Below are 20,853 nucleotides of genomic sequence, written 5' to 3' on the forward strand. Positions count from 1 at the left end.
AGAAAAAGGAAAAAGCCCTTTGTAGTTAGGGCTTTTTATCACCTACTACCTGTTGGATCGTATTCTTCAGTTCCGATATCCGTCAGCAGTCCGATGACTTTGTCGGGAATGGTGTACCGCTGATTCAAGTAACGCAGCGCTGCAGCCAGTTCTCCGTCAGCACCTCCGTATTGCTCAAGCAGAAATTTGGCCATCATGGGATCGCATTTGCTTACGCGAACAGGATATTGCAGTTTTTTATCGTATACCCACATGGTATGAATTTGCCTCCTTTACGTTAGACTTGCCATGGCCAAGGGGATTTGGCCCATTGCCAGGAAGACTGCTGTGCTCCGCTTTGACCGTATTGAAGCAAGGGACCGTACAGAGCCTCAAACTGATCGGCCAGCTCTCTTCTCGTTTTGGCATACAAATTGAACTGCTCAAGTGCGGCAGCATCATCAGGATGCGTATCCAAATATAAGGTCAACTCGACAAGCACAAAATCCAGCGCCTGCAGCTCGTGCAGCAATTTGTAATAGTTCTCGTCAACCGTATGGTTCACATCTACTCGCCCCTTTCTTATCAGGTTGTTACTCGGGTCCAGTGCAAGAGTTGCTCTAGTTACTTGCTCTTTGGCGGATCATACGGGCTATATAGTGCTTTCCACAAGGTACCGTATTTCAATGCGTCAAATGCACTGAACTGAGGCAGGTTAGGCGGCTGAAATCCTAGATATAGATTGGGCGGTGTGCTGTAGTATTTCACACGAATCGGAGGGCACGGATCAAACGGACCAACAAAGGGCTCATACGGTTTAAACTGTGTGTGGGAAGAATTCATGAAGCTTGATCAACACCTTTCTCTAAAGTAGAGAGCAATGGAATCTGTAAGATGTATATGCCAGTCAGTTTTGTCCACATACGTATAATAAAAAGGATTGAACTATTTGCGTATTTGCGAAAGTTTAACATGGTAATACGATAAAATATGAAATACAAACTCCGCATCTGTTATATAATATCAGGTCTTAAGGTCCGTATTTTCGATTTATATTTTTATAAAATAGTTCAAAAGTTTTGTTTTTTCTGTAAAAAAACCTAAAACGGTTACCGATAAACTTATCATTGACTACTACGAGCAAAGGAGGTATTTACGTGCATAAAAAAGTTTATGCCGCAATAACAGATATGAAGAACCATCGGTACTCCTCTAAATTACGAGTAGGAGAGCCTGTTTTTCTAATTAAAGATCCAGATAACTTGTCCGACTCTGAAGCGATTCGCGTTGTTCTGCCTCCTCATGGACAAATCGGTTATATAGCAAATAGTCCGGAGATCGTACCTAGAGGCTGCTGCAGCGCAGGAAGAATTTACGATACCTTCAAACAGCAGACACTGGGTATAGTACAGTTTATTTTTCAAGATATGGCGATTATCGAGCTTAGAGAAGTGACCTCTATGCCAGGGGCGGAAGAGAAGGAAGTCTTCATTATGTATCGAACATCCGAAAGGATCTAGAGATTGAAGCCTTATCCTTCGTTGCCCGTTAAGTGCTGGTAGGTGGCTTCCAGCCGCGAAGCTGTTGCTTGCCAGGTATAATGGAGCAGTGCTTTCTCTCTCCCGTTTGCTCCCATGGACTGAGCCAGCTCAGGGTGCTTAGCAAGCCTAGCAAGCCGATTAGCAAAGCCAAGCGGATTCTTATAATGTGTAACTAAAAATCCGTCATGACCATCTTCGATGATTTCACGGATTCCTCCATTTTTGGAAGCAATGACCGGGATACCGGAAGCCAGCGCCTCTACGTTAACCAGTCCAAACGCTTCATGCTTCTGAGAAGGGCATACAATGCAGTCTGCAAGCGGGTACAGCTGGTGGATTTGTTCATGCTGAATTTCACCTAGAAAAAGGAGCTCAATTCGTAGTGCTTTGGCAAGCTGTTTAAGTCGCGCAGGATAGGCTGCGTTCTTGCTCTTGCCGGCAATGATGAGCCGGGTCCTGATGGAAGGCTGTATTCGATAGAGGGCCCGCAGGATAACCGGAATTCCTTTTTGAGGGATGACTCTGCCAACAAACAGTACATTAAAACGATCTCGGGATATACCATAGCGCTTCATATGAACTTGTTTTTCTTCCATAGTTAGAGGCTTGAAGCGATGAATATCGACGCCCAAAGGTATCGTTATGATGCGATCGGAGGATAGAGAGAATCGGCTTATAATCCGTCTTTTCAAAGAGCGGCTGTTTGCGATAATAAGATCGGCTTTTTGTAGAAGGGAAGAGATCGAAGCGGACTTTGGGACAAAGGTCAAGGAGTGGAGAAAGAGAGCTACGGGTTTATCCGGAAAAGCCAGTTTAATCTTTGCCATGCAGCGGGGACGGTTATCTACTTGAATGAGATCCACATGATCCAGCGTTTGGATGCACTTAATTACCTCCTCTGCATAATCCTTTCTACTGAGAGCGGGTACTCTTTTGATGACGAGATGATCATTCATAGATGTCTCAATAGGAAGCTGCGGTGTTAATTTGCTAATTATCGTAATTTGATGGTGTACCGAGAGCTCCCTGGCGATGGCGAGCATGCAGATTTCTACAGAACCGCTTCCCGGCAGGGGGAATTGCTCAGGGCTAACCATCACTATATGCATGTATAATGCTCCTTTCCGTTTGTCATCTCTATAAAAACGAGTCGAAGAGATATGGCTCAATCCTGAGTTATATATATGCTGCCAGGTAATGAGGAGTTAGCAAATCGGGCAGATATCAGAGCGAATTCCAAGGGACAGTAAGAAAACCGTACCCCTCATAAGTCATAGGGAGCACGGTTTTTTCGTGTGTGAATTGTTTCTTATTTAAAAGGAGATTCGGTATAATACCGCACCATGGGCGGGAACTTTCGCTTTAATGACTCCGCTCTCAGAACGTGTCCCACTTCCACTCCACAGATCCACAAGCTCTACATCCTGACCCTGAATACCCAACGCGTTGAGACTAACGACGATTTCATTCGCCGTTTCCCCGATGTTAAACAATGCAGCATAAACGATATTGTCACCTTCCTGTGCGGACCATACGATGCTATGCTCTGTACGGCTAATCTGTCTGGCATCCTGACTGTGCTGATGCATATGAAGTACTTCTTGATTCGTGATCAGGGATAATGTCCAGTCATCGTTGTCGCGCAGTTCCCCGCCAAACATAAGCGGTGAGCGAAAGATAGACCATAAGGTCATCATCGTAATCTGCTCGTCTTTGGTAAATCGAGTCCATCGGTCACTTCCTCCGCCATCCACTGAGCGAATTCCAATATGACCAAGTGGCAGCATATCACAATCCGGCCAATTGCCGGGACCAGGACGTCCTTCCCAGGCCTTGCAGCGGTCGAACATATCCAGCAGCAGGCTCCAATGATCCCAGAAATCATCGGTCATTCGCCACATGTTGGCGTACTGTTCCAGATAATCGGCATGCTCTATTTGGGCAGGACCCGGCGAGAGACTGAGTACCATTTCACGCCCACAGTGTTCAATGGCATCATGAATTAACTGGATCTCCGGCAGGTGAGGGTCGTACAGGCGGGAAGCCGCAATATCATCGACTTTAACGAAATCAACGCCCCATTCGGCATACAATTCAAACAGTGATCGATAGTAGGCAGCTGCCCCTTCCTGGGAAGCATCGACACCGTACATATCCGTATTCCAGGGACAGATGGAGTTCGGATGGGCGATATCTCTTGCATTCTGCTCGGAGCCCTTAATCTTCGTTGCCGCGTGAGCAGCTTGTCTGGGAATTCCCCGCATGATATGAATTCCGAATTTGAGTCCTAGGCTGTGTACATAGTCTGCGAGCGGTTTGAAGCCAGCTCCGCCCTGTGCAGAAGGGAAGCGATTGACGGCCGGCATCAGACGTGAATATTCATCCATTTCAAGCGGGACAAATTTCCGGTAGATGGATGAATTGGCATGCGGCTCATACCACTGTATATCGACAACGACGTATTCCCAGCCATAAGGCTTTAAGTGCTTGGCCATATATTCCGCATTGCCTCTGATCTCGGCTTCCGTGACTGCTGCTCCGTAACAATCCCAGCTGTTCCAGCCCATAGGCGGTGTCTTGGCATAATCTCGATGTGACATATTGATCTTCTCCTTTGCCTCTCATGTATTGAAATCTAAATAATAAAAAATAGCTCTTATTCAATATTGTAGAAGGCAGGAAGTACCGAAATCTATAATAATAAAACGTGTTTAATAGTAAAATATTGCTCTAATCAAAGAAGAGGCGGTCATAATTTAACCGGTGGTCTCGTTCACGGAAAGATCCTGGGGTATGTCCCGTTTTGTGATGAAAGACTCGAATGAAATAGCTGCTGCTCGAAAAACCTGCTGCTTCAGCGACCTGTGCAACACTCAAATCAGGTCTTCTGAGCAGTTCCACTGCCCTTTCGAGTCTGATTTTGTTTAGATATTCATTTGGAGTCATACCCACCGTACGAGAGAAGAGCCGGAGTAAGTGATACTTGGAGATGTGCAGTTCACTTGCAAGCTGATCCAGGCTGATGATCTGGTCGTAATTGGACTCGAGATAATCTACAGCAAGCCGGATGCTGTCCGGCCAGCCGTCTCGATGCTTGTGCTCATGGCTCGCATATCTGCTGAGCTCGAGTATAAATTGATAGACCAGTGAGGATGCATGGTAAGGATCTGTAATTCGACCAGCTCTTGCTTCTGTATATATTTCACGCAGCAACTTTACCGGACGGCTTACCGGAGGAAGAGAGGGGACGCTGCCGAGCTTTTGCTTTATTTCTTCCCAGAACGGGGCAATCAAGGCAGGACGAATTAACAAGAAATAAAATTCCCACGGTTCATTTCCTTCACTCCAATAATACTCGTGAGTACCCGGAATTTCCGCTAAAAAAGCACTGCCAGAAGTCATTTCGAAGGCTTGTTCATTTAATCGGAACATACCTTGGCCCTCAGTGGTGTATTGAATCAGGAATAACGGACCGTCCGTACGCTCGAGCCCATTCCAGTAGTAATCCGTATGATTGATCTTATCGAAGCCAACCGCATAGAGGTAGCAGAAAGGATACTGTAGAGCTTCCGTGAAACGAAACCCATAGATGCCGTAAGGTTTATCTGTTTTCATCAAGTGCCTCCATTATTGTCATGGAAATACCCCTGCACTCTTCAACATGCAGGGGTGAACATACATGATCCTATTTTAAGGGAATGGAAGAAGAAAACCAATGGGGCTGAACGAGATGCGATTAACTCTTTAATTTGTATCTGTTTCTGGCTTTCCTTCTTCATCAAGCTCCTTAAGCGCTTGTTCAATATATTTGTTCTCAAGGACTAAGGAAGTGTCGAGCTGTTTGTCGATCGCATCAATGGAATAGAGGAAGTCTGCCTGTTCCTGATGTGCCTCTGCAAATTCAGGTGTAATGGGAGATAGCAGAGAGGTGTTGTTATCCAGAATCTTCACCAGCATGTCTGCGTCCACATTCTTGGTTTGTCCAAAATGGGCAGCAACCTCCTGGGTATGACTCTCATAATACTGCCTTACCTGTTCGTAGGTTTTGAGAAAAGTAACCGTCAGCTCCGGATGAGCCTCAATAAAGTCGGTACGTGCGATGAGAAAACCGGGTGCCAATATGTTCAATTGTTCTCCGTCAACAAGAACCTGCGCACCTGTCTGCGTGGTGGCTGTTGTTACATAGGGCTCCCAGACAGACCATGCGTCGACTGCTTTGGAGTCGAGGGCAGGCCTTGCTTCATCCGGCTGAAGCTGGATCAGCTCGATGTCATCTCCGGTAAGTCCCACGGTATTAATGACCTGGAATAAGAAATTGTAGGCACTGCTGCCTTTGGCAACGGCAATTTTCTTGCCTTTCAAATCTTCAATGCGCTGGATATCACTGCCCTCAGGCACGAGAATGGCATTTCCTTTCTTACCATCACCGGTGACAGCTATCGCTTTAAAGTCGATCCCACCGGTCTGACCTGCAATGACAGGCGTACCGCCTGTACTGCCAAAATCCAGTCTGCCTGATGCGAGTGCTTCAAAATGGGGTGGGCCGCTCGCGAACTCATGCCATCTTACCTCGGCACCGACCTTTTCAAAAGCTTTTTCAAATGCCTTCGTGTCTCTTGCATAGGAGAAAATGCCAGTGGCTCCTTGAACTCCAATATTGATGACAACTTTATCTCCGGGGCTGACGGCTCCTGCCACATCTGCAGCATTGCCGCCTTGATTGGCACAACCATTCAGTATGAGCAGGACCATGAGCGCTGCAAGTATGAATGTGATACTGCGTCGTTTTTTCTTAAATTGTTCAGACATCGTTATCAAGCTCCTCTCATTTATCCATTGAAGCTGTCCCGCCAGCGAAGCAGCTTTCTTTCTAAATACCGGACGAAGGAATCCGTGATTTTTCCTACCGCGGCAAAGATGATAATACCGACAAAAACCACAGACGTCTGTGTGAATTGACGTGCATCCTGTATCATGTATCCGATTCCCTCACTTGAGCCCATCAGTTCAGCCACAACAAGTCCCAGCCAAGCAACGCCGAGAGATAAACGAAGCCCTAGCAGGATGTTAGGCAGTGCAGCGGGCAACACGAGCCGGATCAACTGCTTGAAATGACTGAACTCAAGCACCTTCGCAACCTCAAACAGCTTAAGATCGACTCCGCGAATACCTAGAAAGGTATTTACATACATCGGGAAAAAGGCGCCTTTGGCAATAAGCAATATTTTGGAGGTCTCCCCAAAACCGAACCATAGAATAAATAACGGAGTGAGTGCCAAATGGGGGATCATGCGCAGCATTTGAAAGGTGGGGTCTAAGGTCTGCTCGAACCGGCGCAGGAAACCGACAAGGGTCCCGAATAAGAGACCTAGCCCAGCACCCAACAGAAAACCGCTTGCTGCTCTAGCGATACTGATTTGCATGTGACCAAACAGCTCGCCCGAGATGATCAGGTCTCTGAAGGATAAGGCAATTTGCAGCGGGGTAGGGAGCATGGTGCTTGAGATCCAACCTAAGCCTCCTGCGATCTGCCATAGAATCAGAATGGAGCCTGGAACGAGAAAGCCTAACAGAATGGAGCTGAGATGACTTGTTCTTGAAGCTTTAGCCTTAGAGTGCTTATTGCTTGTGGCTGCAGGCTTTATTTTGGTGCCTAAAGACTTTCCTTGCTCAATCATAAGCTGACCTCCTTAGTGGGGTGGATGATGGGACATACAGTGTGTGGGGAAAAATGGGTACAAAAAAGAGGCATCTTCATATATCGAAAATGCCTCCGTTTGTACGGTAGACGGTGAGATCAATGTCAAATCATATAATTCCCATCGAATTGATATGTTATTGAGGTAAATCATACCAATGGATATGGAGCATGTCAATCCTTATTTTCATATGAAATTCATCACTTGCTATACATCGATATGGAATCGGCATGCAAAAAAAGCCCCTGGATCATGATCCAGAGGGGCCGGTTGTGGGTTACAAAGCACTTGCGAGCTTATTCTACTTTGTAGGCACCAGGTATTTGGACGTCTGGATTTACATCGCTCTCATAGTCGACACCATCCATCTCGAATCCAAACAGCTGGAAGAACTCTTGGTTGTATCCCTTCAGGTCTGAAATGTCATAGATGTTGTCACTGTTGACCTCAGACCAGATGCGAAGAACCTCTTCCTGTACATCTTCTTGCAGCTCCCAATCATCGATACGAATACGTCCTGCATCATCAACCAGAGCTGGCTCGCCATGATACAGACGATCTGCAAATAAGCGGTACATCTGTTCAATGGTACCTTCATGCAATCCTTTTTCCTTCATCACCTTGTACAACGCAGATACATACAGAGGAACGATCGGGATTGCCGAGCTGGACTGGGTCACTAGCGCCTTACTTACAGCAACATAAGCTCGTCCGCCCGTACTGGACAGCTCCTCGTTCAGCTGATGTGCTGTCGCCTCCAGATGATCCTTCGCCTTACCGATGGATCCTTCACGGTAAATAGAACGGGTAATTTCAGAGCCGATATAGGAATAGGCAATAGTCGTGGCATGGTCTGCCAGAACTCCTCCGTCCTTCAGAGCCTTAATCCACAGCTTCCAATCATCACCGCCCATTACCGTTACGGTGTTACGCACTTCTTCCTCAGTTGCAGGCTCAATGGTGACTTCTGTGACTTCACCGGTATGGAAGTTAACCGTTTTGTTCGTGAACGCTTCTCCGATCGGTTTGAGCACAGAGTTAACCATTTCACCGGTAGCAGGGTCCTGGCGTCTTGGCGCAGCTACACTGTATATGACAAGATCAACCTGTCCCAATTGCTCACGAATGACCTCTACTGTTTTTTGTTTTGTTTCATCTGTGAAGGCATCTCCGTTCACGCTGTATGATTTAAGTCCAGCGGCGTTTGCAGCCTGTTCAAATGCAGCGGAGTTGTACCAGCCCGCAGAAGCCGTTCTTTTCTCACTTCCTGCACTTGGACGGTATACTCCGATCGTGTTCGCACCTGCACCAAAGGCAGCAACGATGCGGGAGGACAGGCCGTAGCCTGTAGAAGCACCAAGTACAAGTACGTTCTTCGGTCCACCATTAATTTGCGGCTGAGCCTGTACATATTTAATCTGCTCCTCCACCTGCCGTGCGCATCCTACTGGATGTGCGGTTGTACATATAAAGCCGCGTGTTCTAGGTTTTATAATCATATTCGTAATATTCCTCACTTTCACTTCGTTAGACATATCTTGGCCTGATATCTAGATCAGCCACACCCTATTGTAACAATTTTTCAAGAAAGTAAAACCTTCTTCATCGATTCTTGAACTCAATGTAATTCAGATTTTGATTCGTTTGAATCATCACCTGCTCTGCCATATAGCTGGCTGAGTATTTAAAGTCGGTTTCTGCCCAGTACATAATAACACCTACAAAAGCTGACATGCGGTAGCTGAGCATGATCTCATAGTCTATTGTTCTTGAGGAATCGTCCATCACAATATGCATATCATTCCTCATGGCATCTTTCAGTAGATTGTAGATATCGTATGACAGATCGTTGCTGACAGAGAGAAGGGCTTTGAACTGATCCTTGTGATGCTCAATATGCTCCAATAGACGTAGCGTAGAAGGGTAAATCTTGTCCGCATCAACCCGCTCCATACCTTGATAAGGAGCAAGCAAAGCGATTGAAACCCCTTGCAAAAACTCTCCTTTGATATCTCTAAGCAAATCCTCTTTATCTATATAGTGGTTATAAAATGTTCCACGATTGTAGTCTGCACGGCTGGCAATGTCCATTATCGTGGTAGCCTCGTATCCTTTTTCAAGCACCAGCTCGATAAAAGCGACTTTAAGGGCAAGCCGTGTTCGTTTGCTTCTTCTGTCGTTCGTATCTTCCATTTACCTGTAGACTCCTATCCTATTCGTACATAATTAAATCCGTTTCATAACATATTAAAAGGTAGTGTGAGATGGATTACGCTGTTAATTATTATATCGTAAGTCTTCGTGGTTCCCAAATTACGAGAAATTGAACATGTGGAACGTGCGTGTCCAATTTCTAATTGTAAATTTAACAGTTAAATTTTATGTGTCGATTAGATGACAATTTTGTGAATACTGATTATTGTCCTTCTTTTTAGAGAGGTGTACGATAAACAGGAAGTGAGTTACTAACTAAAAGATTCAAGCTTTACAACTGTATGCCATCCTTCGTGGATGCTGCAGCTATTATTTCATAGAAAAGGAAGCGAATATACAATGAGTCAATCACAAGCAAAAACAGCCATTGTTACAGGAGCAGCAGGCGGTATTGGTAAAGAACTGGTACGTCGTTTGGCAGAGCGCAACATTAACGTAGTTCTCGTTGACCTCAAAGAAGAAGCAATTAAAGCAACGATTGCAGATTTGGGTCTTAACGATTCCAACTCTCTGGCTGTTGCAGCCGATGTGTCCAAAGAAGAAGATGTGCAAAATTATGTGAACAAAGCCGTTGAGAAGTTTGGCACTGTTGACTATTTTGCAAACAATGCGGGTATTGAGGGTCCTACAGCAACAATCGATGAGATGAGTGTACAAGCCCTTGACCTCGTATATAACGTCAATGTTCGTGGGGTATTCCTTGGTCTGAAATATGTCATTCCAGTGATGAAAGAACAAAATTCAGGCGCAATCCTGAATACTTCATCTCTAGCAGGCCTCATGGGAGCTCCAGGTATGTCTCCTTACATTATGTCCAAGCATGCTGTCATTGGTCTTACTCGTGTAGCAGCTAATGAGCTGGCTTCATTCGGAATCCGTGTCAATGCGGTTCTTCCAGGTACGATTGCAACACGTATGATGGAGCAGATCGAAGCAAACTCCGGTGCAGCTGAAGAGTACAAAAAAGCGAACGAAGCTGCTACTCCGATGGGCCGTTACGGCAAGCCGGAAGAAGTGGCAGCGGTAATGAACTTCCTGCTGTCTGATGAAGCTTCCTTCGTTACAGCATCTCTATACACCGTTGACGGCGGTATGGTCGGTCAATAATAAGGCAGAATATTCAAGAGCCTGAACCATTATGGTTTCAGGCTCTTTTTTTGCTGTTCAGGAACAAAATTCTAATTATTATTTCATACATGCTATAACGATGCGGTTTCCATCTGGATCAATTACGGCAAATTCGGATAAATCCTCGAAGTGATTCGGTTCACCTGCCACTTGAAAGCCTTGATCCAGGACGTATTGATAGGAGGCCTCTATGTCGTTTGTTTCGAAGTAGAAGAGCTCTGTAAAATCTTCCTGGCGCAAAGAGCGATGCTGATCCAGAAGCAGTACCGGCCCGCTTGTCATAGGAACGCTGTAAATGGGTCCATCCGTGTTCTTGTCGTCATAAGGCAGACTGAACAGCGCTGTATACCAGCGGACAGCGGACTTCATATCGGTGACATCGACAAAGACACCACCAATTCGGGGAAGGATTGGACTGACACCATCAGCGGGGTTCCATGCGTCTGTCTCAGTGGAATCCGTATTACGGCTTACCATGAGTGTATTTCCATCGGAGTCACTGAAGTTGAAATAAGCCATTGGGCCATGATGATAGGGCTTGGAGTATGTCGCAGCCTGCTGCTCAGCATGTTCGTAAGCCGCATCGATATTGCTGCAGGCGAGCATGAAGCGAGGCTTCATCTCTTCACGCCACTCCGGATTTTTTCGATTCTCGGTGTTGGAGTCCAGAATCAGGTGAGCCTCCGGCAGATCAAACCAATACACAGGTCCCGAGCTCAGACGATCTTCCCTAATTGGAAGGCCCAGCAATTGACTGTACCACTCAGTTGCTCTTCGTACATCTGAAACATGAACAAACAGGCTGGTTATCTGGTTTTCTATCGGTTTAATGACATTTTGCGTGTGTGCCGTGTGATAATTGCTCAAGTAGAATCAACTCCTTATCGAATATGAGAGATGCCGATATGCCTTGAGAATCTGACAGGGAATATTATTCGCCTACTGGATATTAATTCCTGCTCATAACCGCTTGAAATGGTAAAAAAAATCAATTAACAATGCCGATAACGAATCCGTCGTAACCTTTGCTTCCTACAGTTTGAACGGCGCACTAATCTTATAGAATATAGAAAAAACCGTGCTTATGCACGGCCTGTGAACTTTTTGCTGCGGCTCCATTTGTAGATTTCGCTTCCCAAGTCGACTAGGCTGATGATGGCTATAAGATAGATCAAGTTCTGACTTAGTCCTGACCATAGGCTGGAGACGATCTCATGGCTTTCTTCTCCGGGAATAATAAGGCCCGCGGCTTCCAGTTGACTAATGAATGATGCATTCCAGAACGAAGTATCCTGAAGCATAATCCAGGCGAGGACAAATGAGAGCACACTGAACAATATATGGTAGGCGAGAAGAGAAGTCGTCTTTTTGCGGAGAATCAGTTTAAATATTTCCCCCAAAATGCCTACGGCTCCTAACAGCCAGATGAAAGGTACATACTTCTCAATTCCGGCTGAGCTGATGAACGGAATGGAGAAGAAGCCCTGATCACTAATTCGGTACACAGCAAGTAACTCCACATTTAAGGCAAACAGTGCCGTAAACAAAGTAATGAAAATGATACTGGCAATCGGGTCTGACTTTTTGATCTCTGTACCGTGATCAGGCAAAGCCTGCAGATCTTTCGGATTCCATTCTTTCATCGAATTTTCGTTGTTTGGTGAAGTCGATTTTCTCCGCTGCCTGTATTCAATGAGTGCAAATATGACCGTAACCCATGCGATGGCTTGAGAAATAGAGATGAAAATATCAACGAGGAGATGGGTGAAGTGGTCCAAAATATGGCCAGGCGTCATGATGGCTTCAATTATGGTGAATATACTGAGTGCGATCAACAAAGAAGCAAGAACAACTTTCATGACGGTCATGTAACTAGAATACAACGCTGGACCAATGAGATAGCGTTCGCCCGCGTATCTTGCAGCCATCACCTCCGGATGTCCCAGTTCTTTCAGTACGCTCTCTACCTGTTGGTCTGTAATTTCATCTGATGCAGCGTGTTCCTCCAGCATATCTTCAATCAGTCCATGCAGCTCCTTCGATATGTCTGCTCTAAGTTTCTCGGGCAGTCTCTGTGTGACTGCGTACACATAACGCTCAATAAGTTCCATTTTCTTATCCTCCTTAGGTTTCAATAATGTTCTTCATACTCTCAGTCAGTGACAACCATTCCCGGCATACTCCATCATAGACGTCCTGACCGAACGGAGTAATGGTATAGTACTTCCGGGGACGGGTTTCATTCGTATCCCAGCTGCTCATTAGAAGCTCTTGTTTCTCTAGTCTGCGAAGCAAGGGATATAGTGTGCCGGGATCAACAGACAGCCCTTTGTCCTCGAGCACACTGACGAGCGAATAACCGTATTGCGGTTCTGACAACTGGCTGAGTACGGCGATAATGATGCTTCCTCGTCTAAGTTCGCTTAGTAAATTCTGTATCGTTTCTGTTACATCATTCATTTATCATCAACTCCTGATCACATTATACTGTATGACACACACTATTGTACATAGCAAAATAATATTTATTTTAAATTATTGGCTGAAAGCTAGTCTTATAATCATATTTCTTTAAAAATGTTCACAAGAAGCGGAGAATTGACTTTAACCGACGTAAAACGTTGTATCCATTAGGAACTAAAAAAACCGCGCTTATTCAGCGCGGCTGTCAGGATGTTATACTTATTTATTTGGAAATATCAATAAACCCTTCTCCGAATACGTCACGAACATCGTGAATCGTTACAAAAGCGGAGGGATCCTCGGATTTTACAATTTTCTTCAGCATCGACACTTCCTGCTTGCTGATCACGATATACAGAATTTCCTTCTCCTGACCGGTGTAGTAGCCGTAGCCTCGAAGCACGGATACACCACGGTCCATAATATCGGTCACCTTCGAAGCAATTGCATTATGCTTGGCTGACACGATGGTAACGGCTTTTTTCGGATTGAGCCCTTCAATAATGAAATCCATCGCTTTGGTACCGATATATAGGATCAGGATGGTGAACATGAAATTCTCAATACCGATGACAAAGATGGAGAGTATCGCCACAATAATATCGAAAAAGAGCAGCGCGTAACTAATGTTCCAATCCAGATATTTGTTAGCTAGACGTGCCAGGATCGTTGTCCCGGCCGTGGTCCCGCCAACACGTATAATTAGTCCGATACCGAGACCAGCGAGCAGTCCGGCAAATATGGCATTCAGTACCGGCTCGTCAGCCGGAATCGACCAGTCCTCAGTCCAGTACAGGAACAAGGAATTAAACGCAACGACAATAATGGTGTAATAGGTTGTCTGCTTGTCGAGCAGCTTGTAGCCGATCACGAGCAGAATGCCGTTGATGACGAAGCCGACCAGGGCAGGCGACCACTGAAACAAATAATAGAGAACGATTGAAATCCCCGTAACGCCGCCTTCTCCGAAATCATTGGGAATGACAAACAAATTGACTGCTAGCGCGAAGATAAATGCTCCTGCAAGCAGCATGACCATATCATACATTCTTTTTTTCATAACAAACCCTCCATGAATCTAATGCATTAAAAAACTTGGAAATGAATTCAATCACACAAAAAAAGCGATTAAAGGAGGAAAAATCCTTTAATCGCTTGATGCAAATCTGTAAGATTGCGCAGCTCTTTTAAGAGATAAATCAGACACCAATCACGTACTGTTGGTCAATTACTATCTTATTATAGGGGGCAGACCCCTGATTTGTAAACATAATTTGTATGGTAAGGATGATTTCAAAATATCTTCATTTAACCAAGTACACTCATAATTAGACGAGTATAAGCTTCAGCACCCGCAGGCTCCAGGTGAACACCATCTTCTCTAAAATATTCGGGATGATCCTTGCTGGCTTCGTGCCAATCGATGATTGTCGTATTCGAATATTTGCTTCCGATCTTGGACAGCATCTTGTTTACGTTCTCCTCCCAATCCTTGGGTACTCTCGTGTTCACGAGAAGGACTTGTTCGGCGGATTGAAGAGAGTCCAGCAGGGAGGTCAGGCTCTTCTCCGAAAAAGCACCATTCGTGCCAAGTCCAATAATGACGGTGCCGGATAGACGATCCTTCGCTTCAAGTGCCGGGAGTAGATCAGCTGCATGGCTCATCTGTCTTCCGATCTCTGCATCCACAGTTATACCCGGGAGCAGCTTCTCCAGACAGGGAGTTACTCCGACCATTACTGAATCACCAATGGCCGTAATGGAAGCGCCGGACATCGGCTTCACTTGATGATCTGCCGGTGTATCTTTTATATCCTCCGGGGCTGTATCCTTTTCAGTATCATTGTCCGCGTTCTTCTCTGGATCTGAATCTGTTGCAGCTTCGCCATTGGATTCTCCAGCGTTAGGTTCTTTAGCATTGGGCTCTTCAGCATCGAGCTCTCCCCCATTGGGTTCTTCAGCACTTGGCTGCTCTCCATCTGTCTGCTCTTCATCCGGAACAATTTCCTTTTCCTGTTGTTGCTCAGGGGCCGGCTCTCCTGCATTCTCCGGAGAAGGAAATTCAGAGAAGACTCCGTTTGCTTCTTGTTTCTTCGCATCCGATATATTCATCGTCATTCCGATACAAAAGATGCCGATGAACAGAAGTGAGCTGCAATAGACAGCAAGACGTCTTGGTGTAAATACACAGCTTCGACGCTTCGGATGCCGTACATCCTGCCACCATACACGAAGAGCGCCTTCACGTATCGGTTGTTCAATGTACTTCCAGGACAGAGAGGCCAGAATGACGCTTGCAGCGACCTGCAGAAAGGTATAAAAAGCTCCGATTCCTTCCGGATTCCCTCCGGGACTCGTCAGAATCAGTACAGGATAATGCCACAAATAGATGCCATAGGATCGAATCCCGATCCAGCGCAGGGGTCCTGCTCCAAGGATTTTGGCAAGCAGGGAAGCCGGGTGCGCCAGAACGGCTACTAGAACAGCTGCTGCAATCGAGAAGAGGAGCATCCCCCCGTTATACAGCCATGACGCGTAGCGGTCAGTGCTCCACATCATATATAGGACGAGCAGCAGCGCACCTATGCCTGTTAGATCCAGACCCAGCTGTGCCACCCTCTGGACTCTGCCAGATAACTTGTAGCTGGGCCACACAATGGCAAGGGCAGCACCGGACAGCAGCCCGAATGCCCGGGTATCTGTTCCGAAATAGACTCGGCTTGGATCCGAACCCGGCTCATGAAGCAGGGCCATGAGAAGCGCCGACAATGCAGCCAGCGTACAAATAAATACAAACATCTGGCCTCGTTTTGGAAACCATTTGAGTCCAACCAGCATAAGAAGCGGCCATAGGAGGTAGAACTGCTCTTCTACGGCCAGGGACCACATATGTCCAAGCGGAGAGGGCGGACCAAACGATTCGAAGTAGGATATATCCTGGAAAATAAATTGCCAATTGCTTATGTATGTAACGGCAGCAACAACGTCATAACGCAAGGAAGCGAGCCGAGAAGTATCAAATAAGGTCATCCACACCACGGTCATAAGGAGCATGATCAGCATCGCGGGCAGAAGTCGCCTGAACCTCCTATACCAGAATTGCTTCAGATCAATTCTCCCATGATGATGCCACTCTATGGCGAGGATGTTCGTAATTAAATAGCCGGATAATACAAAGAAAATGCTGACACCTAGAAATCCACCAGGAGCTTCATCAAGCCCCCAATGGTAGCACATAACGCCAATCAGCGCCAAGGCTCTGAGTCCATCCAGCCCCGGCATATACCGGGAGCCTGTTTTTATCGATTTAGGCATGAGATTTCACCTCAGCCTTGCACACATGCTGCAGATTCTGGTCTGGACACGGAGTCATCTCCGCATAGCTCATATTCACAAACGTCTGGGTGTGTGGAGTCAAGTAAGTGGTCATTTGGAACATGCGAAAACCTTTCCTTTCACAAACAATTTCAATAGGTTAATACTAACACTACAGCAAAATAAGGAAATGACAAAAAGGTAAAGTACAGGTCACATTGTTGAAGTCAAAAATGAGACCAGAATTATAATGATATCAGCTCCTGATCTGGCTTCAAGAGGGAAATAAATTCCATCAGGCTGTTTGATATCCACTTCTTAGGATGAATCACCAAATACATATACAGCTTGATGTCCGAATGAGCAAAAGGAAGGACACTCAGCTCCTGTCTCTGTATCTCATCTCGTACAACCATCTCAGGCAGCAGCGCAATCCCGTCACCTGCCATGACACAGCGTTTAATGGCTTCCGGGTTACCCAGCTCCAAGCGGACATTGAAAGGGATGCCATGTGCTCGCAGTACCTTTTCCAGCATAATCCGATAATTGCAGCTGGCTTCCGCCATAAACCAGTCCGTATGCTTCAGATCGTTAATTTTAATCTGGGTCAACTGTAGTAGGGGGTTCTTTGGACTCGAGACGAGTACAAGCGGCTCTTCTCTGATCACAATCGTGTTTAGGGTTGGTTCCGGCAGTGTATTTCCGAGAATCAGCCCGATATCGAATTCCCCTTCCTTAACCTGATCCAGGATATAATCCTCACGATCGGCTTGCAGCCTTATATTCATCTCGGGGTAAGACTCCCGTATCGTCTGAATGACCTGTGGTAGGAAATAGGAGGCGATGGAATCAATTGTACCGATAGATAAAGTCCCGCCGCCTTGCATGGCCAGCTTTTCTTTGGACTGATCGTACAGCTCGATAATCTGGACGGCAATCTTCAGGAGCTCTTCACCGGACGAAGTGAGACGAAGTGTTTTGCCGTGGCGTTCAAACAATTTGACATTGTATTCCTTCTCCAGCTTCTGAATCTGGGTCGTGACGCTGGATTGGGCATAGCCGAGCTCTTCTGCCGCTCGGGTGAAGCTTTGACGCAGGGCGACCTGCCGAAATGTTTTGAGATATATAAAATCCATGAGCCCACCTCATCAATAATATTGATAACACATATCAACTATTATAGATAACAGTGATGCTGCACGCTATGATAAATTAAAATAAATACAACGTATTGGAGGCAGCTGTAACATGTTAAGCGAGCAAAACTTGAAAGGCATCTACGTACCTGTCGTTACTCCATTCCAAACTAATCATACCCTTGATCTAGCCTCATTTGAATCCTACTTAAAGCACCTTTTGGTCCATGATATTAATGGCCTTGTCATCAACGGAACGACTGGAGAGTGTCCAACGACCAGCTGGGAAGAGGTCACGAGCCAAGTCGAAATAGCGAAGATTGTAATGAAGCAACTGAATAAAACGGTTCCCATTGTCATTGGCACCGGAACCAATGACACACTCTCATCGCTTAAGCGGACAGAGCGTGCAGGAGAGCTGGGCGCAGATGCAGTCCTTGTAGTAACTCCATACTACAACAAGCCGACCGGCAAGGGAGTTGTAGCACATTTTAGTAAAATAGCGGAAGCTGGCGTCCCTGTGATTGCTTATGAAATTCCAGGCCGAACGGGAATCCGGTTATCCGTGGATACAATAAGAGAAATCCTTGATATCCCGCAGGTCATCGGATTGAAAGACAGCTCGGGCGGTGTAGAGCTGGTCTCAGAGCTGTCTCGGTATGGATCGAAGCCGGTGCTCTGCGGCGAGGATCTTCTGTTCCACGCTTCTCTGAGCCAAGGGGCAAGTGGAGGGATGCTGGCATCAGCCAACCTGAATACGGCGACATTCATTGATGTATACAATCGGTACATGAGCGGTGAGATCTCCGAATCGAAGAAGCAGTTTGATGAGCTGGTTCCTATGATCCGTCTGTTGTTCGAGCAAGAGCCGAACCCGGCTCCGCTGAAATGGATCTTATCTGAGCTCGGCTGGATCGAGTCTGACTCGGTTCGCCTGCCTCTGCTTCCGATTTCTGATCCATTGAAGGCAGAAATCAAGAAGCATATTTAACTTAAACGCGTAAAAGGGGTGCAGCCTAGGAGAGGCTGTACCCCTTTTTTTTGAGAACATAGAAGAGTAGTTATCTTCGTTCAATAACCTGTTCGCGTCTTGGCCCTACAGAGATGGTTGTGATGTTTACGCCAATACTTGCTTCAATAAATTCCACATATGCAATGGCTTCCTTCGGCAAATCATCAAATTCGCGAATTTGAGAAATATCGCATTTCCAGCCTGGCAGAGTAGAGATGACGGGTTTCGCTCCATTCAGCTTGCTTGTCACCGGAAAAGCTTGAGTTGTACTGCCATCTTCCAGCTCGTATGCGGTGCACACCGGGATCTCATCCAGATAACCGAGTACATCAAGATTGGTGAGGCATACCTCTGTTGCATTCTGGATGGAACAACCGTACTTCGTCGCGACCACATCAAACCAGCCCATCCGTCTTGGTCTTCCGGTCGTCGCACCAAACTCGCCGGAATCACCGCCAAGTCCGCGCAGTTCATCTGCTTCTTGACCTTGAATCTCCGATACGAAGGGACCAGCACCTACACAGCTGGAATAAGCCTTGACTACGGCAATGACTCTGCTGATGGAGGATGCCGGAAGTCCGGCACCGACAGGAGCATAACCGGACAGGGTTGAAGAAGAAGTGGAGTATGGATAAATCCCGTGATCAGGATCACGCAGTGCTCCAAGCTGTCCTTCCAGTAAAATGGATTCTCCGTCAAGGTTAGCCTTTTGCAGAACCTCAGTTGTGTTCTTGACATATGGAGCTAGAAATTCTGCCTCCTCTTTAAGCTGCTCCATAAGAACCTCTGGATGGATTGGTTCACGGTTATAATAATGCTGAAGCATGAGGTTCTTGGGCTCGAGTAGTCTCTCCACCCGCTCTCTAAGACGCACTTCATCGAACAAATCGGAGACCTGAATGCCAAGCTTCGCATACTTGTCTGCATAGAACGGGGCAATTCCTCTCTTCGTCGAACCGAATCCGCGTGTACCCAGACGCTCCTCTTCAAGCTCATCGAACAGACGGTGAATACTCAGCACGACCTGTGCTCGTTCGGAAACGTATAGTGTTGGTGCGGGTACCCCTTTATCCTTGAGCATTTGCAATTCCTTCTGTAACATGCCGGTGTCCAGTGCCGTTCCCGGACCGATGATATTCGTTACACTCGGGTAGAACACCCCTGAAGGCAGCATGTGCAGAGCGAATTTTCCGTAGTGATTAATAATGGTATGTCCTGCATTACTCCCGCCTTGAAAGCGAACGACATACGAAGAGACAGCGGATAATACATCCGTCATCTTCCCTTTGCCCTCATCTCCCCAATTTGCACCCACGATCGCGGTAACTGTCAATTGTATTGCCTCCCCATTTGTAATTACATCCAGAGACTATTATAATTTCATTCGTTATATAAGAAAAAGTAATATTACTAATAGTTGATATAAAGAGGGGTAATGTAATGAATGTTAATTTGGAGTGGTATCGTGTTTTTTACCAGGTAGCGAAGACAGGAAGCCTGACCCGAGCTGCGGCGCTACTGCACATTACTCAGCCGGCGGTCAGCCATACCCTCAAACAAATGGAGGAGCAGCTTGGAGGATCGCTGTTTTTTAGAACCTCAAGAGGAGTTCAGCTTACGACCGAAGGAGAAGTGCTGCTTGGCTATATCGAACAGGCATTTATTAATGTGAATATGGGGGAAAAGGCGATTGCAGAAATGCACAATCTGGATAAAGGTGAAATTCATATCGGGGCCAGCGATACGTTATGCAAATATTATTTGCTTCCATACCTTGACCGTTACAGGGCGGAGTACCCTAACATTCGCATTCATGTGACGAATCGGACGACACCCGAGACGATTCAGCTGCTGAAGGAAGGGCGGATCGACTTTGGCATCGTTAGTCTCCCCGTAATGGATAAACAGGTTGAAGTGAGAGAAAGCTCCGCTATTCAAGATTGTCTCGTTGGCGGGAAGGGGTATTCCCACTTGGGTAACACCATTTTTACTGGCGAAGAACTGGAGCAATATCCGATTCTCATGCTGGAAAAAGGAGCGAGTACACGCAAATATATCGACGATTATGCGGCTGCACACGATATGCAGATTATCCCGGAGATTGAGCTTGGCAGTATAGATTTGCTCCTTCAATTCGCCCTAAGAGATTTTGGACTTGCCTTTGTTATACGGGATTTTGTAATAAATGAACTAAGAGAGGGATCGCTGGTGGAAATTCCGTTAGCAGTTCCTATACCTAAAAGGCACGTCGGTGTTGCTACACTGCGTGGCGTGCCGTTGTCCGCTGCATCCCGCTCTTTTCTCTCCCTGCTGCCGGATCATTTTTCGAAATAAACTCATTTATATTAACAAATATCTCCTTCGTC

Annotated in this window: 21 protein-coding genes and 1 pseudogene; 4 read left to right on the top strand and 18 right to left on the bottom strand. The window is 46.3% G+C overall.

All coding sequences use genetic code 11. From position 1 onward, the window contains the following. Positions 1 to 59 precede the first annotated feature (59 nt). The 3 genes and pseudogenes from ACFSVM_RS16370 to ACFSVM_RS16380 form a co-directional block, all read right to left on the bottom strand. Positions 60 to 254: pseudogene (locus ACFSVM_RS16370) on the bottom strand (manganese catalase family protein); the annotation flags it as partial. 23 nt (positions 255 to 277) lie between these two features. Continuing rightward, the gene (locus tag ACFSVM_RS16375; protein ID WP_076313406.1) at positions 278 to 544 is read right to left on the bottom strand and encodes a spore coat protein CotJB; all 267 of its coding nucleotides are present in this window, start codon (positions 542 to 544) and stop codon (positions 278 to 280) included. A gap of 59 nt (positions 545 to 603) precedes the next feature. After that, a complete protein-coding gene (locus ACFSVM_RS16380) occupies positions 604 to 822 on the bottom strand; it encodes a spore coat associated protein CotJA (RefSeq protein WP_379263438.1) in 219 nt (72 codons plus the stop codon). Positions 823 to 1,136: 314 nt separating this feature from the next. Here ACFSVM_RS16380 and ACFSVM_RS16385 point away from each other — a divergent pair, with 314 nt between their 5' ends. Beyond that, positions 1,137 to 1,499, top strand: a complete 363-nt coding sequence (locus ACFSVM_RS16385; protein WP_081872670.1) for an HIRAN domain-containing protein — start codon at positions 1,137 to 1,139, stop codon at positions 1,497 to 1,499. Positions 1,500 to 1,510: 11 nt separating this feature from the next. On the opposite strand, the gene ACFSVM_RS16390 is transcribed toward ACFSVM_RS16385, so the two are convergent. From ACFSVM_RS16390 to ACFSVM_RS16420, 7 genes are all read right to left on the bottom strand, one after another. Then, entirely contained in the window at positions 1,511 to 2,629 is a 1,119-nt protein-coding gene (locus ACFSVM_RS16390; RefSeq protein WP_379263441.1) for a glycosyltransferase family 4 protein, read from the bottom strand. Between the two features lie 204 nt (positions 2,630 to 2,833). Next, positions 2,834 to 4,120, bottom strand: coding sequence for a glycoside hydrolase family 27 protein (locus tag ACFSVM_RS16395; RefSeq protein WP_379263443.1), 1,287 nt, complete (start codon positions 4,118 to 4,120; stop codon positions 2,834 to 2,836). 130 nt (positions 4,121 to 4,250) lie between these two features. After that, complete coding sequence (locus tag ACFSVM_RS16400; RefSeq protein ID WP_379263445.1) at positions 4,251 to 5,135, bottom strand: AraC family transcriptional regulator; 885 nt, start codon at positions 5,133 to 5,135, stop codon at positions 4,251 to 4,253. 129 nt (positions 5,136 to 5,264) lie between these two features. Continuing rightward, positions 5,265 to 6,329, bottom strand: coding sequence for an aliphatic sulfonate ABC transporter substrate-binding protein (locus ACFSVM_RS16405; RefSeq protein ID WP_076313401.1), 1,065 nt, complete (start codon positions 6,327 to 6,329; stop codon positions 5,265 to 5,267). Positions 6,330 to 6,349: 20 nt separating this feature from the next. Further along, the gene (locus tag ACFSVM_RS16410) at positions 6,350 to 7,198 is read right to left on the bottom strand and encodes an ABC transporter permease (RefSeq protein ID WP_379263448.1); all 849 of its coding nucleotides are present in this window, start codon (positions 7,196 to 7,198) and stop codon (positions 6,350 to 6,352) included. A 317-nt stretch (positions 7,199 to 7,515) separates the two neighbouring features. Further along, the gene (gene fabV, locus ACFSVM_RS16415) at positions 7,516 to 8,718 is read right to left on the bottom strand and encodes an enoyl-ACP reductase FabV (protein WP_090725178.1); all 1,203 of its coding nucleotides are present in this window, start codon (positions 8,716 to 8,718) and stop codon (positions 7,516 to 7,518) included. 103 nt (positions 8,719 to 8,821) lie between these two features. After that, positions 8,822 to 9,412, bottom strand: a complete 591-nt coding sequence (locus tag ACFSVM_RS16420; RefSeq protein ID WP_090725179.1) for a TetR/AcrR family transcriptional regulator — start codon at positions 9,410 to 9,412, stop codon at positions 8,822 to 8,824. A 360-nt stretch (positions 9,413 to 9,772) separates the two neighbouring features. Between ACFSVM_RS16420 and ACFSVM_RS16425 the strand changes: the two genes are divergently transcribed. Then, a complete protein-coding gene (locus ACFSVM_RS16425) occupies positions 9,773 to 10,540 on the top strand; it encodes an SDR family NAD(P)-dependent oxidoreductase (protein ID WP_076313398.1) in 768 nt (255 codons plus the stop codon). A 78-nt stretch (positions 10,541 to 10,618) separates the two neighbouring features. On the opposite strand, the gene ACFSVM_RS16430 is transcribed toward ACFSVM_RS16425, so the two are convergent. The 7 genes from ACFSVM_RS16430 to ACFSVM_RS16460 all read right to left on the bottom strand — a co-directional run bounded on the left by ACFSVM_RS16430 (position 10,619) and on the right by ACFSVM_RS16460 (position 17,475). After that, the gene (locus ACFSVM_RS16430) at positions 10,619 to 11,428 is read right to left on the bottom strand and encodes a VOC family protein (RefSeq protein ID WP_083655899.1); all 810 of its coding nucleotides are present in this window, start codon (positions 11,426 to 11,428) and stop codon (positions 10,619 to 10,621) included. 215 nt (positions 11,429 to 11,643) lie between these two features. Beyond that, a complete protein-coding gene (locus tag ACFSVM_RS16435; RefSeq protein ID WP_076313397.1) occupies positions 11,644 to 12,672 on the bottom strand; it encodes a hypothetical protein in 1,029 nt (342 codons plus the stop codon). Between the two features lie 13 nt (positions 12,673 to 12,685). Beyond that, positions 12,686 to 13,021, bottom strand: coding sequence for a PadR family transcriptional regulator (locus tag ACFSVM_RS16440; RefSeq protein ID WP_076313396.1), 336 nt, complete (start codon positions 13,019 to 13,021; stop codon positions 12,686 to 12,688). Positions 13,022 to 13,247: 226 nt separating this feature from the next. Next, positions 13,248 to 14,084 carry a YitT family protein gene (locus tag ACFSVM_RS16445; protein WP_076313395.1) on the bottom strand — a complete coding sequence of 279 codons (837 nt, stop codon included), beginning with the start codon at positions 14,082 to 14,084 and terminating at the stop codon, positions 13,248 to 13,250. 248 nt (positions 14,085 to 14,332) lie between these two features. Beyond that, complete coding sequence (locus tag ACFSVM_RS16450) at positions 14,333 to 16,339, bottom strand: acyltransferase family protein (protein WP_379263453.1); 2,007 nt, start codon at positions 16,337 to 16,339, stop codon at positions 14,333 to 14,335. Then, on the bottom strand, positions 16,332 to 16,463 hold the full coding sequence (locus ACFSVM_RS16455; RefSeq protein WP_256209754.1) for a hypothetical protein: 132 nt from the start codon (positions 16,461 to 16,463) through the stop codon (positions 16,332 to 16,334). The genes ACFSVM_RS16450 and ACFSVM_RS16455 overlap by 8 nt, the downstream gene beginning before the upstream one ends. 121 nt (positions 16,464 to 16,584) lie before the next feature. Continuing rightward, entirely contained in the window at positions 16,585 to 17,475 is an 891-nt protein-coding gene (locus tag ACFSVM_RS16460) for a LysR family transcriptional regulator (protein ID WP_076313393.1), read from the bottom strand. 112 nt (positions 17,476 to 17,587) lie between these two features. On the opposite strand from ACFSVM_RS16460, the gene dapA reads away from it, so the two are divergent. After that, complete coding sequence (gene dapA / locus ACFSVM_RS16465; RefSeq protein ID WP_076313392.1) at positions 17,588 to 18,466, top strand: 4-hydroxy-tetrahydrodipicolinate synthase; 879 nt, start codon at positions 17,588 to 17,590, stop codon at positions 18,464 to 18,466. 70 nt (positions 18,467 to 18,536) lie between these two features. Here the strand turns inward: dapA and ACFSVM_RS16470 are convergent, their stop codons facing one another. Further along, positions 18,537 to 19,820, bottom strand: a complete 1,284-nt coding sequence (locus ACFSVM_RS16470; protein WP_379263456.1) for an adenylosuccinate synthase — start codon at positions 19,818 to 19,820, stop codon at positions 18,537 to 18,539. Between the two features lie 107 nt (positions 19,821 to 19,927). On the opposite strand from ACFSVM_RS16470, the gene ACFSVM_RS16475 reads away from it, so the two are divergent. Beyond that, the gene (locus ACFSVM_RS16475) at positions 19,928 to 20,821 is read left to right on the top strand and encodes a LysR family transcriptional regulator (RefSeq protein ID WP_090725184.1); all 894 of its coding nucleotides are present in this window, start codon (positions 19,928 to 19,930) and stop codon (positions 20,819 to 20,821) included. Positions 20,822 to 20,853 lie beyond the last annotated feature (32 nt).

Source organism: Paenibacillus shunpengii (genome assembly GCF_042684905.1).
Lineage (GTDB): Bacteria > Bacillota > Bacilli > Paenibacillales > Paenibacillaceae > Paenibacillus > Paenibacillus shunpengii.

What these genes read in the sequence shown, in the direction of transcription:
- ACFSVM_RS16380 (WP_379263438.1), bottom strand. Translation starts at nt 822, where the DNA reads ATGAATTCTTCCCACACACAGTTTAAACCGTATGAGCCCTTTGTTGGT.
- ACFSVM_RS16390 (WP_379263441.1), bottom strand. Translation starts at nt 2,629, where the DNA reads ATGCATATAGTGATGGTTAGCCCTGAGCAATTCCCCCTGCCGGGAAGC.
- ACFSVM_RS16395 (WP_379263443.1), bottom strand. Translation starts at nt 4,120, where the DNA reads ATGTCACATCGAGATTATGCCAAGACACCGCCTATGGGCTGGAACAGC.
- ACFSVM_RS16400 (WP_379263445.1), bottom strand. Translation starts at nt 5,135, where the DNA reads ATGAAAACAGATAAACCTTACGGCATCTATGGGTTTCGTTTCACGGAA.
- ACFSVM_RS16405 (WP_076313401.1), bottom strand. Translation starts at nt 6,329, where the DNA reads ATGTCTGAACAATTTAAGAAAAAACGACGCAGTATCACATTCATACTT.
- ACFSVM_RS16410 (WP_379263448.1), bottom strand. Translation starts at nt 7,198, where the DNA reads ATGATTGAGCAAGGAAAGTCTTTAGGCACCAAAATAAAGCCTGCAGCC.
- fabV (WP_090725178.1), bottom strand. Translation starts at nt 8,718, where the DNA reads ATGATTATAAAACCTAGAACACGCGGCTTTATATGTACAACCGCACAT.
- ACFSVM_RS16420 (WP_090725179.1), bottom strand. Translation starts at nt 9,412, where the DNA reads ATGGAAGATACGAACGACAGAAGAAGCAAACGAACACGGCTTGCCCTT.
- ACFSVM_RS16425 (WP_076313398.1), top strand. Translation starts at nt 9,773, where the DNA reads ATGAGTCAATCACAAGCAAAAACAGCCATTGTTACAGGAGCAGCAGGC.
- ACFSVM_RS16435 (WP_076313397.1), bottom strand. Translation starts at nt 12,672, where the DNA reads ATGGAACTTATTGAGCGTTATGTGTACGCAGTCACACAGAGACTGCCC.
- ACFSVM_RS16440 (WP_076313396.1), bottom strand. Translation starts at nt 13,021, where the DNA reads ATGAATGATGTAACAGAAACGATACAGAATTTACTAAGCGAACTTAGA.
- ACFSVM_RS16445 (WP_076313395.1), bottom strand. Translation starts at nt 14,084, where the DNA reads ATGAAAAAAAGAATGTATGATATGGTCATGCTGCTTGCAGGAGCATTT.
- ACFSVM_RS16450 (WP_379263453.1), bottom strand. Translation starts at nt 16,339, where the DNA reads ATGCCTAAATCGATAAAAACAGGCTCCCGGTATATGCCGGGGCTGGAT.
- ACFSVM_RS16455 (WP_256209754.1), bottom strand. Translation starts at nt 16,463, where the DNA reads ATGTTCCAAATGACCACTTACTTGACTCCACACACCCAGACGTTTGTG.
- ACFSVM_RS16460 (WP_076313393.1), bottom strand. Translation starts at nt 17,475, where the DNA reads ATGGATTTTATATATCTCAAAACATTTCGGCAGGTCGCCCTGCGTCAA.
- dapA (WP_076313392.1), top strand. Translation starts at nt 17,588, where the DNA reads ATGTTAAGCGAGCAAAACTTGAAAGGCATCTACGTACCTGTCGTTACT.
- ACFSVM_RS16475 (WP_090725184.1), top strand. Translation starts at nt 19,928, where the DNA reads ATGAATGTTAATTTGGAGTGGTATCGTGTTTTTTACCAGGTAGCGAAG.